We start from the raw sequence: 17,189 nt of genomic DNA on the forward strand, positions 1-17,189 counted from the left end.
TTCGGCGGCACGGTGATGGAGATGAAGAACATCACGCTGCGCTTTGGCGGCGTGACGGCGATCGAGGACATCTCCTTCGACATCAAGGAGCACGAGATCCGCGCCATCATCGGCCCCAACGGGGCCGGCAAGTCCTCGATGCTCAACGTGATCAACGGCTTCTATCACCCCCAGGAGGGGGAGATCTGGTTCCACGGCAAGAAGCGCGGACCGATGAAGCCCCATGAGATCGCCCAGCAGGGGATCGCGCGCACCTTCCAGAACATCGCGCTGTTCAAGGGCATGACGACGCTCGACAACATCATGACGGGCCGCATGACCATGATGAAGGCGGGCTTCTGGCAGCACTGCCTGTGGTGGGGCGCGGCCCAGCGCGAGGAGGTCGCCCACCGTCGCCGGGTCGAGGAGATCATCGACTTCCTCGAGATCCAGGCGATCCGCAAGACCCCCGTCGGCCGCCTCCCCTACGGCTTGCAGAAGCGCGTCGAGCTGGGCCGCGCGCTCGCCGCCGAGCCCAAGCTGCTGCTTCTGGACGAGCCCATGGCCGGCATGAACGTCGAGGAGAAGGAGGACATGTGCCGCTTCATCCTCGACGTGAACGACGAGTTCGGGACCACCATCGCCCTGATCGAGCATGACATGGGCGTCGTGATGGACATCGCCGACCGGGTGGTGGTGCTGGATTACGGACGCAAGATCGGGGACGGAACCCCCGAAGAGGTCCGCGCCAACCAGGACGTGATCGACGCCTACCTGGGCGTCAGCCACGACTGACCCTTTCCATCGACGCGATCCATAGGGAGGGGACCGCGGCATGAGCGCCGAATTTCTTTACACGATCGAGGTGATCCTGAACGGCCTGCTGACGGGAGTGATGTATTCGCTCGTCGCGCTCGGCTTCGTTCTGATCTTCAAGGCCTCGGGCATCTTCAACTATTCGCAGGGCGTCATGGCCCTGTTCGCGGCGCTGACGCTGGTCGGCTTTCAGGACGGGCAGGTGCCCTTCGCGGAGCTGATCAACGCCGTGCTGGGCACCGAGATCCACGGCTTCGGCTGGCAGATGCCCACGATCCTCGCGATCATCTGCGCGTTGGGGGTGATGCTGCTGTTCGCCATCCTGGTCGAGCGGATCATCCTCAAGCATCTGGTCAACCAGGAGCCGATCATCCTGTTCATGGCCACCATCGGCCTCGCCTATTTCCTGGAAGGCTTCGGCGACCTGATGTGGGGCTCGGACATCAAGGCGCTGGATCTGGGCCTGCCCCAGGGCGGCAGCCTGTGGATCGAGGACATGACGGTGGGCTGGGCGCCCGAGGACTCGGGCTTCTACGGGATGTACATCGACAAGCTCGACCTGATCGCGGCGGGCGTGGCGGTGGCGCTGGTGATCGCGCTGACGGCCTTCAGCCAGTACACGCGCATCGGCCGGGCGCTGCGGGCGGTCGCCGACGACCATCAGGCGGCGCTCTCGGTGGGCATCTCGCTGCGCTTCATCTGGGTGGTGACCTGGACCATCGCGGGGTTCGTGGCGCTGGTCGCGGGCTCGATGTGGGGGGCGAAGTCGGGGGTGCAGTTCTCGCTGTCGCTGATCGCGCTCAAGGCGCTGCCGGTGCTGATGCTGGGCGGCTTCACCTCGATCCCCGGCGCCATCGTCGGCGGGCTGATCATCGGGGTGGGCGAGAAGCTGTTCGAATACTGGATCGGCCCGATGGTCGGCGGCGCCACGGAGAACTGGTTCGCCTATGTGCTGGCGCTGATCTTCCTGGTGTTCCGACCCCAGGGCCTGTTCGGCGACAAGATCATCGAGAGGGTCTAGATCGATGCTTTACCGTGAAGCGGGCGACTACAAGACGTCCTACGTCGACGACGCCCAGACCTTCCCGATCGCCTTCGACCGCTGGCGCTACTACGTGGTGCTCGTGGTGGGGTTCGTGATCATTCCGTTCTTCATCTCCGACTACATGGCCAAGTCGGTGATGATCCCGTTCCTGGTCTTCGCCATCGCCGCGATGGGGCTCAACATCCTGACCGGCTACTGCGGGCAGGTGTCGCTCGGCACGGGCGGGTTCATGGCGGTGGGGGCCTACGCCTCCTACAAGCTGATGACCGCGTTCCCCGAGCTCAACATCTTCTTCGTGATCCTGCTCTCGGGCGGGATCACGGCGGCGGTGGGGGCGCTGTTCGGGTTGCCCTCGTTGCGGATCAAGGGGTTCTACCTCGCGGTCGCCACGCTGGCCGCGCAGTTCTTCCTGGTGTGGCTGTTCAACAAGGTGCCGTGGTTCTTCAACTACTCGGCCACCGGCCAGATCACCGCGCCGCCGCGCTCGGTCTTCGGGATCGGCGTGACCGGGCCGGACGTGCAGGCCTGGGGCGCATACCTCTTCTGCGCGGTCTTCGTGTTCGGGCTGGCCTGGCTGATGCGCAACCTCACCCGCGGGCGCGTCGGGCGGCAGTGGATGGCGATCCGCGACATGGACATCGCCGCCGAGATCATCGGCGTGAACCCGCTGCGCACCAAGCTGACGGCCTTCGCGGTCAGCTCGTTCTACGTGGGCATCGCCGGGGCGCTGTTCTTTACCGTCTACCTCGGCGCGGCCGAGCCGACCGAGGCCTTCGGCATCAACCAGTCGTTCCTGGTGCTGTTCATGATCATCATCGGCGGCCTCGGCTCGATCTTCGGGTGCTTTGCGGGCGCGGCCTTCATGATCATGATGCCGGTGCTGCTCAAGAACGTGATGGTCGGCGGCATGGGCTGGCCCACCGCCATCGCCACGCATTTCGAGTTCGTCATCGTCGGCGGGCTGATCGTGACCTTCCTGATCCTGGAGCCGCACGGACTTGCCCAGCTGTGGCGCCTGACCAAGGAAAAGCTGCGCCTGTGGCCCTTCCCGCACTGACGGGGCGCCCTGGGGAAACGCCCCGGTCCGCCGCGCCATGGGAGGGCGCGGCGAACCGGCAAGACCGCCAAGACCCCGGAGCACGGGGCGGGGAAATCGAATTCGACAGTTAGGGAGGCTAACCGCATGAGACTGTCCCATCTGGCCGCCATGGCGGCCGCCGCGATGATCGCCGCGGGCCCCGCGCTCGCGGACCTGAACGTCCCGGCCCTGAACTACCGCACCGGCCCCTACGCGCCCTCGGGCATTCCGTATGCCGACGGGTTCTCGGACTACATGACGCTCCTCAACGAGCGCGACGGCGGCGTCGGCGGCGAGCGCATCAACGTCATGGAGTGCGAGACCGCCTACAACACCCAGAAGGGCGTCGAGTGCTACGAGGCGCTCAAGGGCGAGAACCCGCTGGTTTTCATCCCGCAGTCCACCGGCATCACCTATCAGCTGATCCCCAAGGCCTCGGCCGACGGGATCCCGGTGCACTCGATGGCCTACGGGCGCACCTCGGCCGTCAACGGCAAGGTGTTCGAGTGGGTGTTCATCATGCCCGGCACCTACTGGGACGCCGCGTCCATGATGGTCAAATACGCCATGGAGCAGGAGGGCGGCAGCCTCGAGGGCAAGAAGATCGCCCTCGTCTACCACAACTCCGCCTACGGCAAGGAGCCGATCCGCACGCTCGAGGAGCTGTCCAAGAAGCACGGCTATGAGCTGACCCAGCTCGCGGTCGACCACCCCGGTCAGGAGCAGAAGTCGCAGTGGCTCCAGATCCGGCGCGAGCGTCCGGACTATGTCTTCATGTGGGGCTGGGGCGTGATGAACTCGGTCGCCATCCAGGAGGCCGCCAACATCCGCTTCCCGATGGACAAGTTCATCGGCGTCTGGTGGTCGGGCTCGGAGGCGGACGTGCTGCCCGCGGGCGCCGGCGCGGACGGCTACAAGTCGATCACCTGGCACGCGCCGGGCGCCGATTTCCCCGCCTATGGCGAGATCGAGTCCCTGGTGCATGAGAAGGGCACGGCCGCCGGCGACGGCACCCATGTCGGCGAGGTCGGCTACAACCGCGGCGTCTACGCCGCCGTGCTGGTGACCGAGGCGATCAAGCAGGCGCAGGAAGCGACCGGCAACGCCAACATCACCGCCGCCGACATGCGCGACGCCTACGAGAGCCTCTCGATCTCCGAGGAGCGCTGGAACGAGCTGGGCCTGCCCGGGTTCGCCCAGCCCTTCCAGGTCACCTGCTCGGACCACGGCGCGCCGCACGCGGGCGTCATCCAGCAGTGGAGCGCCTCGGACAAGACCTGGTCGCTGGTCTCCGACTTCATGCAGCCCGACATGGACGTCGTGATGCCGCTGATCGAGGAGGACTCGATGGCCTACGCGAGCGAGAACGGAATCGAGCCGCGCAGCTGCGACTGATCGCGGCCTGACACGACACGGGCGGGGGCCTTCCACGGGCCCCCGCTCCCCCCGAGACATTCCCCGGCCGCCTGCCGCGGCCGCCAGCCGGAGCGCTCCGACGATGACCGACGCCGCCCTCGCGGAAGCCAAGGCCGCCGCCGCCGTGGCCACCACCGACGCCGAGCTCTCGGCCGATCCCGCGCCGGGAGAGCCGGTGCTGCGGGTCTCCAACATCGAGGTCATCTACAACCACGTGATCCTGGTGCTGAAGGGCGTGTCCCTGACCGTGCCCAAGGGCGGCATCACCGCGCTTCTGGGCGGCAACGGCGCCGGCAAGACCACCACGCTCAAGGCCATCTCGGGTCTGCTGAAGTCCGAGCGCGGCGAGGTCACCAAGGGCCGCATTCTCTACCGCGGCCGCGACATCTCCGAGGACGACCCCGCCGCCACGGTGAAGTCGGGCGTCATCCAGGTGATGGAAGGCCGCCACTGCTTCGAGCATCTGACGGTCGAGGAAAACCTGATGACCGGCGCCTACACCCGCACCGGCGGGCGCGCCGACATCGCGCGCGACCTCGAGCGGGTCTACGAGTATTTCCCCCGTCTGAAGGACCGCCGCACGTCGCTCGCGGGCTACACCTCGGGCGGCGAGCAGCAGATGTGCGCCATCGGCCGCGCGCTGATGTCCCGCCCCGAGACGGTCCTGCTGGACGAGCCCTCGATGGGCCTCGCCCCCCAGCTCGTCGAGCAGATCTTCGAGATCGTCAAATCGATCAACGAGAAGGAGGGCGTGTCCTTCCTCCTGGCTGAGCAGAACACCAACGTCGCGCTCCGCTACGCCCACTACGGCTACATCCTCGAGAGCGGCCGCGTGGTGATGGACGGCGAGGCCAAGGCGCTGCGCGAGAACCAGGACGTGAAGGAGTTCTACCTCGGCATGTCCGACCAGGGCCGCAAGTCGTTCCGCGAGGTCCGCTCCTACCGCCGCCGCAAGCGCTGGCTGAGCTGAGCCGATGGCGGCCCCGTCCGCCCTGCATGCCGCGCCCGACCGCGGCGAGGCCGAGGGCCTCGTCTGGCGGCGCAACCGGCCCGTGGCGCTGTCGCCGCTGTCGGACTGGCTGCGCGACCCGCAGGACATGGCCTTCGCCCATCCCTTCGCCCGCTTCCCCTTCGACCCGGAGGAGTGGCGCGAGCTTCTGACCCGCCCCAGCCCGCAGTTCTTCTATGCCGAGACTGGGGCCGGTACGGGGGGCGTCCCCTTCGCCCATTTCGGCCTGCGCGCCGGCGACGACGCGGCCCACCTGTGCTTTCTGGTGATGGACCCCGCGCGCCGGGGGCAGGGCCTCGCCCGCCCGCTGATCCGCCTGACCGCGGACGCGGGGCGCAGGCTCTGGCCCGGGGCGGGGCGCATGACGCTCAACGTCGCCGACGGCAACCTGCGGGCCGAGCGTCTCTATCTCTCCCTCGGCTTCCGCCGTACCGGCGCGACCGAGGAGGACATGTTCGAAATGGCGCGCCCCCTGGGCCCGACCCCGCCCTGGGACCGCCCCTGACCCCTCAAGGGAGTTCCTCGATGCCCGCGTATTACGACGACCTCGAAACCCGCTCCGCCGACCAGCGCGCCGCCGACCTCGCCCGCGACCTGCCGGCGGTGATCGGGCATGCGCTGGAGAAGGCCCCCGCCATGGCCGACCACCTGGCCGGCGTGAACCCCTCGGATGTGCGCGACCTGGCGGCGCTGGCGAAGCTCCCGGTCCTGCGCAAGTCCGAGCTGGCGGCGAAACAGGCCGAGCATCCCCCGTTCGGCGGCTTCGCCGCGGTCACCCCCACCGGCATCCGCCACGTGTTCCAGAGCCCCGGGCCGATCTACGAGCCCGGCGGCGACGCCCGCGACTGGTGGCGCGGGGGCCGCCAGCTCTTCGCCGCGGGCGTCGGCGAGGGCGACCTGGTTCAGAACTGCTTCTCCTATCACCTCACCCCCGCGGGCATGATGTTCGAAAGCGCGGCGCGGGCCGTCGGCGCCTCGGTCCTGCCCGCCGGCACCGGGCAGACCGAGCTCCAGGCCCGCGCCATGGCCGACTGCGGCGTGACCGCCTACACCGGCACGCCGGACTATCTGAAGGTGATCCTCGACAAGGCCGCCGAGATGGGGCTGGACGTGAGCTCGGTGAAGAAGGCCTGCGTGGGAGGCGGGGCGCTGTTCCCCAGCCTGCGCCAGGAATACGCCGACCGCGGCATCGCCTGCCTGCAGGGCTACGGCGCCGCCGACCTCGGCTCGATCGCCTACGAGAGCCCCGGGCCCGACGGCTCGGTCGAGGGCATGATCGTCGACGAGGGCGTGCTGGTCGAGATCGTGCGTCCCGGCACCGGCGACCCGGTCCCCGAGGGCGAGGTCGGCGAGGTGCTGGTGACCACCTTCAACCGCGACTATCCGCTGATCCGCTTCGCCACCGGCGACATGTCGGCGGTGCTGGCCGGGGCCTCGCCCTGCGGGCGCACCAACCTGCGCATCAAGGGCTGGATGGGCCGCGCCGACCAGACCACCAAGATCAAGGGCATGTTCGTGCGCCCCGAGCAGGTGGCCGAGCTCGCCCGGCGCCATCCCGAGATCGCCCGCGTCCGCGTCATCGCCACGCGCCAGGGCGAGGCTGACGCGATGACCGTGAAGGTCGAGACGACGCAGGGCGAGGGCTTCGCAGCCAAGGTTGCCGAGAGCGTGGCCTCGGTCCTGAAGCTGAAGGGCACGGTGGAACTGGTCGCCCCCGGCAGCCTGCCCAACGACGGCAAGGTGATCGAGGACGCCCGCAGCTACGACTGATCCGGCGGCCGGAACCTGCGGTCCCGCTCGACCCCGGCGCGGCGAGGCGCCCGCCGCGCCGCCTTTCGCGTCTTCTCCGCCGACGCCGCATCTGGCGGGGGCCGCCCTCGACGCATGTCGATGAAACGATTTGCGGCCGCCGCGCTTCCCACGCGGCGGCCGTCTTGGTTTCGGCGGGGCTCAGCCCCGGGCTCTCGGTTCGGTTGTCTCGCCAGCGAGGGCGGCGACCAGTCGCTCGAGCCAGGCCTCCAGATCGAAGGCCGATGCCGGGAAATTCATCTTCCCGCTCCTTCTGACACGCGCCCACCCCGGGCAGTCCGCTACGCTGCGGGCGAGGACGTCTCGCCCTGTCTCCGGCGTCGCGCCAGGGGCCTGACGCCAGGCCCTCGGTACGCGGCACGCCTTGCCGGAAGATCGCCCACTCACGCCGGGCCTACGCCTACGCTTCACGCTTCGATGCCGGGGCCTGCGGAACACGCACGCGGCAGTCCCCCGATCGTTACCCACTCCGGCCCGCAATACGCCGCGGCGCCGTCTCGCTCCCGATCCACCCGATCGACCGCCGATACGCCGGGGTCTCCGTCCTACGCGCGTTGTCCCACCTCCGGGTCGCGATGGTCTGCGATCCCGCTCGCTCCTGTCGGCCGCCGATACGCCGGGGCCTTGGTCGACGCTGCTCCACCCACCTCGGCCGCGATACGCCGCGACCCTCGCTCCTGCGCTTGGGGATCCGACGGTGCGCCCACCCCTGGCCGCCGCGTCCTCTCCGCTTTGGCGTCGCGTCCACCCCTGGCCGCTCCGCCTGCCGAAGGGTCTCGCCTTCGACATGGCCAATATCGCCCGGCACGGTTGTCGAGTGGTCAAAGAAACGATTTTCCCAAGCGCAATTCGAGACGAATTCCCAAGGGACCGCGCCGTCAGGATTTCTTTTCGGGGCGTCTGGCCGGGGCGGGCAGGGCGAGGGAGTCAGCGCCGGGAATCCTCACCAACCGTTAGGCAAGCCTACGGAATCGCTCACCGAATCCGGGGCGATCTTCACACAGCGTTGAGCATGAGGGGGCCGTTTGCGCCCGAGTCGCGCGAGAGGCGACTCGCGGTTGGGCAGAAGGGAATCGCGATTCGCCCGAAGACGGAGGTCCGGTCGCGCCGAAGGCCGCCGCCCCCGGCGCCGCGTGCACCAGAACCCGCACCCCGCACACGACGAAGGGGGCCGCGCCCAACGGGCGCGGCCCCCTTCAGATCGTCACAGGACCCCGCGCCTGGGCGCGGGCGCCGTCCTCAGCCCTGACGGGCCTTGAACCGGCGCTGGGTCTTGTTGATCACGTAGACGCGGCCCTTGCGGCGCACGACACGGCAATCGGCGTGGCGCTGCTTCAGGGACCGCAGCGAGTTCTTGATCTTCATCGTCTCTTCTCCCGCGGCGCCGCGGGGGCGGCCGTCTTGATCATTCAATTCCGGCGCTGCGTATAGCCTTGGCCGGGCGGAGTCGCAAGGGGGGCCGGCGCGGAAGACGCGGCGTCCGCGCGGCGGGACGCAACGTCAGCCCCTTCAGACCCGCGCCGCGCCGAAGGCGGCCCCGCCCGCGGCCCCTTTCTGCAGCTTCCTGAGCTCCTCGGGCGACAGGAGATGGCGCAGGTAGCGCCGTTCGAGCAGGCGGAAGATCCCCACCAGCAGGAAGGTCAGCGCCATGTAGAGGATCGCGGCCGTCACGAACCCCTCGTAGGCCACATAGTAGCGCGCGTTCAGCGTGCGCCCCGCGCCCAGGATGTCCTGGATGGTGATCACCGAGGCGACCACCGAGGAATGCAGCTGGAACACCACCTCGTTGCCGTACTGGGGCATGGCGCGGCGCAGGGCCGAGGGGATCAGCACCAGCCAGGTCGACTGCCGCTCGGACATGCCGAGGGCCTTGGCGCCCTCGAGCTCGCCCTTGGGGGTCATCGCGAAGGCGCCGCGCAGGATCTCGGTCTGGTAGGCGCCCGAGTTCAGCGAGAAGGCGATCAGCGCGCACCACCACGCCTCCTTCAGGAACACCCAGGCCCAGGAGTCGCGCACGAACTCGAACTGGCCGAGGCCGTAGTAGATCAGGAAGGTCTGCACCAGCAGCGGCGTGCCGCGGAAGAAATAGGCGTAGCCCCGCGGGATGAAGGCGAGGCGCGAGCGGCGCTGCTGGGAGAGCGCGCCGGGCAGGGCCAGCAGGAAGCCCGCGGCGACCGAGAGCACCGTCAGCGCCATCGAGACCCAGACCCCGTGGAGGAACATCTCCCAGTGCTGGAGGGCGAGCGTCAGGTCCATCAGGCGGCCTCCTCCTGCGCGGGGGCGGCGGGCTTGCCGCGGCGCCCGCCGGGCCCGTCGCCGCCGCGGCCGACATCCTGGCCGGTGTTGGCCCAGCGCTCGGCCCAGGCCAGCAGCCGGTCGGAGACGGCGGTGATCGCCAGATACACCAGCAGCACCGCCACGAAGAACAGGAACGGCTCGCGCGTGGACTTGCCGGCCTTGTCGGCGAGCCCCACCAGGTCGTCGAGCCCGATGACCGAGACGACCGCCGTCGACTTCACCAGCACCAGCCAGACGTTGCCGTAGCCGGGCAGGGCGTGGCGCAGGGCCTGGGGGCCGGTCACGCGCAGGAACTCGCCGCGCATCGGCATGCCGAGCGCGCGGGCGGCCTCGGCCTGGCCGCGGGGCACCGCGATCCAGGCGCCGCGGAAGGTCTCGGTGAGGTAGGCGCCATAGAGAACGCCGATGGCCGCGACCCCGGCCCAGAACTTGGAAACCTCGATGAAGGGCAGGCCCAGGCCCTCGCCGACGTCGTTGATCAGGCGCTGGCCGCCGAAATAGACCAGCAGGATCAGCACGAGGTCGGGGATGCCCCGGCCGAGCGTGGTGTAGACGAAGACCGCGCCCCGCGCGATCCGCCCGCCCGCCACGCGGCCCCAGGCGCCCAGCAGCCCCAGCGTGGTCGCGAGCAGGGCCGAGCACACCGCCAGCGCAACCGTGGTCAGCGCGCCGCCCAGCAACAGGGGCATGTAGTCGAGAAGCTCGCTCATGCGGCCGCCGGGATCGCGGCGCCGCGGGCTGCGGCCGCCCCCGGGGGGACGGCCGCGCGGCGAGGAAGATCAGCCGCCATAGATGTCGAAGTCGAAGTACTTCTTCTGGATCTCGTCGTACTCGCCCGACTCGCGGATCTTGGCGATCGCGTCGGTGAAGCGCCCGGCCAGGTCCGAGCCCTTGCGCACGCCCACGCCCGCGCCCTCGCCGTGATACTGGGGGATCGAGAACGTGTCGCCGAAGAAGGCGTAGCCCTCGCCCGCGTCGGTCTTGACGAAGCCCTCGTCCATGGCGATCTGGTCGGCGACCAGCGCGTCGATGCGGCCCGACTGCAGGTCGAGATAGGCCTCGTCCTGGGTGCCGTAGAGCTTCAGCTCCACCTCGGGGAACTCGCCCTCCATGAACTGCTGGTGGATGGTGCCGCGCTGCACGCCCACGGTCTTGCCCGCCAGCCCCTCGGGGGTGGTGGTCATCTCGGTCCCCTCGGGGCCGATGAAGGCGGCGGGCGTGTTGTAGTACTTGGCCGAGAAGTCGATGACCTTGGCGCGGTCCGGCGTGATCGACATCGAGGCGACGATGGCGTCGCACTTGCGCTCGATCAGGGCGGGGATGATGCCGTCCCAGTCGGTCTTGACCATCTCGCACTCGGCGCCCATGGCCGCGCACATCGCGTTGGCCATGTCGATGTCGAAGCCCACGACCTCGCCCGAGGAGGTGGTCTCGGAGAACGGCGGATAGGCGCCTTCGACGCAGATCTTGAGGTCCTCGGCCGCGGCGGCCTGGGCCGAGAGAGCGAGCGCCGCGGCGGCGAGCGCCCCGGCGAGGGTCTTGCGGGACATGTGGGTCTCCCTGTCGTATTTGTTCCCGCATCGAGCCTGCGTCGCCGCGACGGAAGCGTCAACGGGCGATCGGCGGGCGCGCCCGCGCGACGCTGCGGCGCCCGCCGGCCGCGCCTCGTCTCAGGGCTGCGCGACCGCCTCGGGCGCGGGGCGGCAGCAGCCGGTCAGCCAGCGGGTTACGCCGCCTTCGGTGAGGATCAGCGTGCCGCGGCCCCAGACCGGCGCGTCGAGCGGCAGCTCGAAGCACTGCGCGTCCTCGTAGCGGAACAGCCAGCGCTCGGCGGGGTCCGCGCCGGCCTCGAGCAGCGCCGAGATCCGGCCCTGCGCGGGGATGGCGCGGGTGACGGGTCGGGTCGCGGCGGGGGCGTCCATGCGCTCGAAGGTGATCTCGAGCGCGGTCCAGCGCAGCGACCACATCGGCTCGAACCCGCCGCAGGATCCCGCGACAGGGAAGGCCGCGTCGTCGAGCGTGCGGATCGGAGCGGGGCGCAGGAAGCGCTCGGCCGCCCAGCCCTGCAGCTCGCCCTGCGCAATGCGCAGCCAGCCGACCGAGGAGGTCGCCCGCTCGCCCACCGAGACCGCCAGCGCGCCCTGCGGCAGCGTCCCCACCACCGGCGCCTCGCCCGAGGGCGCGGCCCGCAGGTTCAGCGTCTCGCCCTCGGGCAGCGGGCCGACCTGCATCCAGCCCTGCGGCGGGGGAGCCTCCTGCGCGGCGGCTGCCAGCGGCAGGAGCGCGGCGAAGGCAAGCGCCAGGCGAGGCAGCAGGCGCGTGAGGGGGCGAGCATGGATCATGGCCCCGAGCATGCGCCGAGGCCGCGCGCCCGGTCAACGCGGATGCCGCCGAGGCGACGGCGCGCGGGCAATCCGTGGGGGGAGAGCGGCGCTGGACGGCGAGCCTGGGGGCCGGGAGGCGACGGTGGGGTCCGGCGGGATCAGAGGCCGCGGCCCAGCCCGCCCCACAGGCTCTCGATATGGCCATAGAGGGCCTGGGTCGCCTTTGCGGTGATCCGGCAGCTCTGGCGGGCGTCTTCCGGGGACTGGTCGACGGCGGTGAAGGTCTCGCAGGCGGCGGGGTCGAAGGCGCCCGACAGCATCCGGGTCATCGGCTGGTCGCCGAAACGGCGGGCGAGCTCGGTCCACTCGCCCTCCGCCTGGCGGCGGCAGTCGCGCCAGGCGTCGGGGTCGGGACCCTCGGGGCAGGCCTCCAGCAGGGGGCGGTAGCACAGGATCGCCTGGGACATGTCGGGCCTGGCCGCCTGCACGCAGGGCGTGACCCGGTCGAGGTCCAGAAGCCGACCGCTTCCCGGCGCGCTGAAGCCGGCCCCCGGTCCCGCACCGGCGCCGGGACGCGCCGCCTCGGGCCGGGTCTCGCCCCCGCGCCGCACGATCACCCCGCCCGAGCCGCCGGGCAGTCCGCGGCTGGTCGCCGCCTGCGCCTGTGCGGGATCGGGCGACAGCAGCGCCCCGCCCGCCGGCGCGGCCAGCACGGCGGCCAGCAGCAGCGCGCTCGGCCGGAGGGGAACGAGGGCCAAGAACGCGGAAGAACGGGGGCGCGAGATACTCATCCCCGATCCCTCGCCCGCCGCGCCTTCGCGGTCAACGCTCCTGCGCCCGACCCGCCGCGCCAGGGCGAAAAAAAGCCCGACGCGATGCGCCGGGCCTGAAGTTCGGGCGACAAGGCGCCGCCCCGGGGAGGATCCGGAGCGGGAGGCGTCTGGCGCGCCTCCCGCAATCTCTGGGCGTCCGGGACGGCGAACCGTCCCGGACGGGCAGGGCGAAGATCAGGAGATCTGCGAGCCCTTGCCGAACTCGGGGTAGGCTTCCATGCCCAGCTCGGAGCTGTCGAGACCGGCGATCTCGTCCTCGGCCGAGACGCGGATGCCCATCACCATGTTCAGGATGAACCACAGCGCCAGGCTGACGACGAACACGAACACGCCCACGATGATGATCGACATGATCTGACCCATGAAGGTCGCATCGGAGTTGGTGATCAGGACCGCCAGCGTGCCCCAGATGCCGCAGAACAGGTGCACCGGGATCGCGCCGACCACGTCGTCGATCTTCATGCGGTCCAGCATCGGGACCGCGAAGACCACGATCACGCCGCCGATGGCGCCGATGATGGTCGCCATGCCCAGCGTGGGGGTCAGCGGCTCGGCGGTGATCGAGACCAGGCCCGCCAGGGCGCCGTTGAGCACCATGGTCAGGTCGATCTTGCCGTAGACCACTTGCGTCAGGATCAGGGCGGCCAGCGCGCCGCCGGCCGCGGCGGTGTTGGTGTTCACGAAGATCCGCGACACGTCGGCGCCGTCGCCGATCGAGCCCAGCGCGAGCTGCGAGCCGCCGTTGAACCCGAACCAGCCGAGCCACAGGATGAACGTGCCCAGCGTGGCCAGCGGCAGGTTCGAGCCCGGGAACGGGGTGACCCGGCCGTCCTTGTACTTGCCAAGGCGCGGACCCAGCACGATGGCGCCGGCCAGGGCCGCCCAGCCGCCCACCGAGTGCACGACCGTCGAGCCGGCGAAGTCGAGGAAGCCGTACTGGCTGTCGAGGAAGCCGCCGCCCCACTTCCAGGAGGCCTGGATCGGGTAGATGAAGGCGGTCAGGAACACCACGAAGATCAGGAACGGCCACAGCTTGATGCGCTCGGCCAGCGTGCCCGAGACGATCGAGGCGGTGGTCGCGCAGAACATCAGCTGGAAGTAGAAGTCCGAGCCGGTCGAGGCGTAGGACAGGTCGTCGGCCGCGTCGGCGCCGACGCCCACCGCCTCCATGATCGCCACGCCGAAGGCGCCGAGATAGCCGCCGGTCTCGTCCGAGCCGATCGACCAGGAGCCCAGCGGGTACATCAGGTTGTAGCCGATCAGGTAGTACATGATCGCCGCGATCGCGAAGAGCGCGACGTTCTTGGTCAGCTGCATCGTCACGTTCTTGGTGCGGACCAGCCCGGCCTCGAGCATGGCGAAGCCCGCGGCCATGAACATCACCAGGAAGCCGGCGACCAGGAACAGCAGGGTGTTGAACACCCACACGGACTGCTCGGGCACGGCCCCCGCCACGGGCTCCGCGTCCTGGGCCAGCGCGGGCAGCGCGGCCAGCGCGGTCGCGCCCAGCGCGAGGCCCGCGGATTTAAGGAAAACTCGGTTCATGTCTCTCGATCCCTCTTCGTCTGCTTGCCGTCGAACTCAGAGCGCGTCTTCGCCGGTCTCGCCGGTGCGGACCCGCAGGGCCTGCTCGACGTCCAGCACGAAGATCTTGCCGTCGCCGATCTTCCCGGTCTTTGCCGTGGAGGCGATGGTTTCGACCGTCTTGTCGACGGCGGCGTCGGGCACGACGATCTCCAGTTTGATCTTCGGCACGAAGTTCACGACGTATTCGGCGCCGCGGTAGATCTCGGTGTGGCCGGACTGGCGCCCGTACCCCTTGACCTCCGAGACCATGAGGCCCTGCACGCCCGACGAGGTCAGCGCTTCGCGCACCTCCTCGAGCTTGAAGGGTTTGATGACGGCGATGATCAGCTTCATCCTGCGTCCCCGGTAGTGATTGCGACAGGTTGCATCGACCCATCCTCATTCAAGCCGCGTGCCAACTTCGCGGGAGGCGGTGGCGGAAAGCGCCCGGGGACCCGAAACGGGGTCGGGCGAGGCGCCCCGAACCGACGCCGGGCCGCGCAGTCCGCGGCCCCTCCGCCCCGCCTGCGGCCCTGACCGGCCGATGAACGCGGGGCCGGCCGCGGGAACGATCGCGGCCGAGGCGCCGGCGGCGAGGCACGGGCCCTGGAGCGGCGCGGCGCGGCGCCTGAATGCGGGTCCCGGCGCCCGGATCGCAGGCGGGGGCGGGGAGGCAATGACCCGCCGCTCCACCTGGCGCCTAAAAATTGTGCTGAAGTGTTGAGCGTTTGCGCGTCACGGTTCGGATACGATCCCGTCCGATATCGTCGCGGGCGCCCTCACGCGAAACGGCCGCCTGCGCGGGGCAGGCGGCAGTCGTCGGGTCCTGCGCTCAGGCGGGCTCGGCGGCGTAGAGGCGGGCGAGTTCCCCCATCGCCTCGTCCAGCCGCCGGCCCGGCGCATAGGCCTCTAGGCCCGAGGGGATCGCCCGGGCGGTGTTGTGGGGGCAGGGCGTGCGTTCCCCGATCACCTGGCGCACCTCGATCACGCCGGCCCAGGTGGGGTTTTCGAGGTCCTCGGGCTCGTCGTGGTTGATGTCGGCGCGCGCCTTGGCCACGGCGGTCTCGATCTCCATGCCCACCACCTTGGTGGCCTTGATGTCCTGGGCCGAGAAGCCCCGCAGCGTCTCGTTGCGCCCGGGGAAATAGCGCTCGAGCATCGCCAGCAGGGCGTGGGTCTTCTCGTCGACCCCCTCGACCAGCGCCGCGGTCCCGAAGCACATCGCCGAGCGGTAGTTGGCCGAATGGTTCATCCCCGTGCGCGCCATCACCAGCCCGTCGAGCATCGCCACGCTCACGCAGACCGGCACGCCCTTGGCCTGCGCGCGCAGCATCCGGCTGGCGGACGAGCCGTGCCAGTAAAGACGCGTGCCCTCGCGCCAGTGGATCGTGGGGGTGCAGTAGGGCTGGCCGTCGATCACGTAGGAGACATGGGCCAGCATCCCCGCATCGAGCACCGCGTGGACCGAGGCGTGGTCGTAGGCCGCGCGGTCGTGGCGGCGCCGGATGCGGTTGCGGTCCTCGACGGGATAGGCGGCTTGGGGAGAGGTCGGCTTGTTCATGGCGGGAACTCCTGCGTTGCTTCCCTCCCAATGACCGGGCAGACTGGTTCGCGAAAGGACCACTCCCATGCCGAAATCGCGGACCAATTGGCCCGACTGGTCCGCCCTCGCCCCCGTCGCGCCGGGCGAGGGGCCGCGGACCCGCGCCGTCTATGCCGAGCTGCGCCGCCTGATCGAGACGCGCCGCGTGCCGCCGGGCGGCAAGCTGCCCCCCACGCGGGAGCTCGCCGCCCGCCTGAAGGTCGCCCGCGGCGCGGTGGTGGCCGCCTATGAGCAGCTCGCGGCCGAGGGCTTTGTCGAGGCGCGCCAGGGGGCCGGCACCTTCGTGGCCGAGGCCGTGCCGGCCGCGCCCCCCGGCGTTCCGCTCGCCCGGCCCGTCCCGCAGCGCTCGCCGGCGCCGCCGCGCCCGCAGCCCGGCAAGCTCGGCAGCGGCACGGCGGACGCGCGCACCCTGCAGGTGCTGCGCTCGCTCTACCGTCGGGCGCTGGACCGGCCGCCGGACAGTTTTCTTCACTACGGCGACCCGCGCGGCGACCTCGCCCTGCGCGTCGAGATCGCGGCCTACCTGCGCGCCGCCCGCGGCATGGCGGTCGAGCCCGATCAGGTGCTGGTCACCGCCGGAACCCAGGCCGCCCTCGACCTTGCGGTGCGCGCCACGCTGCGCCCGGGCGAGGCGGTCTGGATCGAGGATCCCTGCTATCCGATGGCGCGCGCCTGCCTCTCGGGCGCGGGGCTCGACCTGATCCCGGTTCCCGTCGACGCCCAGGGGCTCGACGTCGCGCAGGGCGCGCGCGCGGGGCCGCAGGCGCGGGCGGCCTACGTGACGCCCTCCCACCAGTTTCCTCTGGGGGTGACGCTGTCGATGCCGCGGCGCCTCGCGCTGCTCGACTGGGCCTCGCAGGCGGGCGCCTGGATCTTCGAGGACGATTACGACAGCGAATTCCGCTACACCGGCGCGCCGCTCGCCGCCCTGCAGGGCATGGACCGGGGCGGGCGGGTGATCTATCTCGCGAGCTTCTCGAAGGCGATCGCGCCGGGGCTGCGGCTGGGCTTTGCGGTGCTGCCGCCCGAGCTCGCCCCCCGCGCGCTCGAGATCCGCGACGCGACCGACCGTTACCCCGCCGCGCTCTCCCAGTCGGTGATGACCGCCTTCCTCGCCGAGGGTCACTACGCCGCCCACCTGCGCCGCGCCCGCAAGCGCCTGCGCGCCGCCCGCGACGCGCTGGTCGAGGGCTTTGCCGAGGGCCCGCTGACCGCCCGCGCCCCAGACCAGGGCCTGCACCTGATCGCCTGGGCGCCCGAGGGCGCGGACGAGGCGCGGGTCCACGCCGCGGCCGAGGCCGCCGGCCTCTCCTCCCGCCCGTTGTCGAGCGCGGCCTTCGCGCCGCCCGCGCGCCCCGGGCTGGTGGTCGGCTTCGCGGGCTTCGATGCCGAGACCCTGCGCGAGGCCGCCCG

At 70.5% G+C, this 17,189-nt stretch carries 17 protein-coding genes; 8 read left to right on the forward strand and 9 right to left on the reverse strand.

All coding sequences use genetic code 11. The annotated features are described in order from the left end of the window. Positions 1–15: 15 nt before the first annotated feature. The 7 genes from AAC134_RS17390 to AAC134_RS17420 all read left to right on the forward strand — a co-directional run bounded on the left by AAC134_RS17390 (position 16) and on the right by AAC134_RS17420 (position 7,113). A complete protein-coding gene (locus AAC134_RS17390; RefSeq protein WP_339950406.1) occupies positions 16–774 on the forward strand; it encodes an ABC transporter ATP-binding protein in 759 nt (252 codons plus the stop codon). A gap of 40 nt (positions 775–814) precedes the next feature. Then, positions 815–1,816, forward strand: coding sequence for a branched-chain amino acid ABC transporter permease (locus AAC134_RS17395; RefSeq protein ID WP_339950392.1), 1,002 nt, complete (start codon positions 815–817; stop codon positions 1,814–1,816). A gap of 4 nt (positions 1,817–1,820) precedes the next feature. Then, complete coding sequence (locus AAC134_RS17400; RefSeq protein WP_339950393.1) at positions 1,821–2,897, forward strand: branched-chain amino acid ABC transporter permease; 1,077 nt, start codon at positions 1,821–1,823, stop codon at positions 2,895–2,897. A 126-nt stretch (positions 2,898–3,023) separates the two neighbouring features. Then, positions 3,024–4,313 (forward strand): ABC transporter substrate-binding protein, encoded by a 1,290-nt coding sequence (locus AAC134_RS17405; RefSeq protein WP_339950394.1) that lies wholly within the window; start codon positions 3,024–3,026, stop codon positions 4,311–4,313. 103 nt (positions 4,314–4,416) lie between these two features. Next, positions 4,417–5,304 (forward strand): ABC transporter ATP-binding protein, encoded by an 888-nt coding sequence (locus tag AAC134_RS17410; protein ID WP_339950395.1) that lies wholly within the window; start codon positions 4,417–4,419, stop codon positions 5,302–5,304. A 4-nt stretch (positions 5,305–5,308) separates the two neighbouring features. Then, positions 5,309–5,848, forward strand: a complete 540-nt coding sequence (locus AAC134_RS17415) for a GNAT family N-acetyltransferase (RefSeq protein WP_339950396.1) — start codon at positions 5,309–5,311, stop codon at positions 5,846–5,848. Between the two features lie 20 nt (positions 5,849–5,868). Continuing rightward, positions 5,869–7,113 (forward strand): AMP-binding protein, encoded by a 1,245-nt coding sequence (locus tag AAC134_RS17420; protein WP_339950397.1) that lies wholly within the window; start codon positions 5,869–5,871, stop codon positions 7,111–7,113. Between the two features lie 1,278 nt (positions 7,114–8,391). Here the strand turns inward: AAC134_RS17420 and ykgO are convergent. The 9 genes from ykgO to AAC134_RS17465 all read right to left on the reverse strand — a co-directional run bounded on the left by ykgO (position 8,392) and on the right by AAC134_RS17465 (position 15,734). Then, entirely contained in the window at positions 8,392–8,517 is a 126-nt protein-coding gene (ykgO, locus tag AAC134_RS17425) for a type B 50S ribosomal protein L36 (RefSeq protein WP_092683889.1), read from the reverse strand. Between the two features lie 144 nt (positions 8,518–8,661). Next, a complete protein-coding gene (locus AAC134_RS17430; protein ID WP_339950398.1) occupies positions 8,662–9,408 on the reverse strand; it encodes an ABC transporter permease in 747 nt (248 codons plus the stop codon). Beyond that, a complete protein-coding gene (locus AAC134_RS17435) occupies positions 9,408–10,160 on the reverse strand; it encodes an ABC transporter permease subunit (protein WP_339950399.1) in 753 nt (250 codons plus the stop codon). Before AAC134_RS17435 ends, AAC134_RS17430 begins: the two co-directional genes overlap by 1 nt. A 69-nt stretch (positions 10,161–10,229) precedes the next feature. Further along, a complete protein-coding gene (locus AAC134_RS17440; RefSeq protein WP_339950400.1) occupies positions 10,230–11,000 on the reverse strand; it encodes a transporter substrate-binding domain-containing protein in 771 nt (256 codons plus the stop codon). A gap of 120 nt (positions 11,001–11,120) precedes the next feature. Next, positions 11,121–11,792: an SH3 domain-containing protein gene (locus tag AAC134_RS17445; RefSeq protein ID WP_339950401.1), complete on the reverse strand. Its 672-nt coding sequence runs from the start codon at positions 11,790–11,792 to the stop codon at positions 11,121–11,123. A 140-nt stretch (positions 11,793–11,932) separates the two neighbouring features. After that, complete coding sequence (locus AAC134_RS17450) at positions 11,933–12,532, reverse strand: hypothetical protein (protein ID WP_339950402.1); 600 nt, start codon at positions 12,530–12,532, stop codon at positions 11,933–11,935. 249 nt (positions 12,533–12,781) lie between these two features. Then, a complete protein-coding gene (locus tag AAC134_RS17455) occupies positions 12,782–14,152 on the reverse strand; it encodes an ammonium transporter (RefSeq protein WP_339950403.1) in 1,371 nt (456 codons plus the stop codon). 36 nt (positions 14,153–14,188) lie between these two features. Then, entirely contained in the window at positions 14,189–14,527 is a 339-nt protein-coding gene (locus AAC134_RS17460) for a P-II family nitrogen regulator (RefSeq protein ID WP_092861899.1), read from the reverse strand. Between the two features lie 478 nt (positions 14,528–15,005). Beyond that, the gene (locus AAC134_RS17465; protein ID WP_339950404.1) at positions 15,006–15,734 is read right to left on the reverse strand and encodes a pyridoxamine 5'-phosphate oxidase family protein; all 729 of its coding nucleotides are present in this window, start codon (positions 15,732–15,734) and stop codon (positions 15,006–15,008) included. 67 nt (positions 15,735–15,801) lie between these two features. On the opposite strand from AAC134_RS17465, the gene AAC134_RS17470 reads away from it, so the two are divergent. Further along, a partial coding sequence (locus tag AAC134_RS17470; protein WP_339950405.1) for a PLP-dependent aminotransferase family protein occupies positions 15,802–17,189 on the forward strand: 1,388 nt, incomplete at its 3' end.

Origin of the sequence: uncultured Albimonas sp. (assembly GCF_963977235.1) — a bacterium.
Taxonomy (GTDB): domain Bacteria; phylum Pseudomonadota; class Alphaproteobacteria; order Rhodobacterales; family Rhodobacteraceae; genus Albimonas.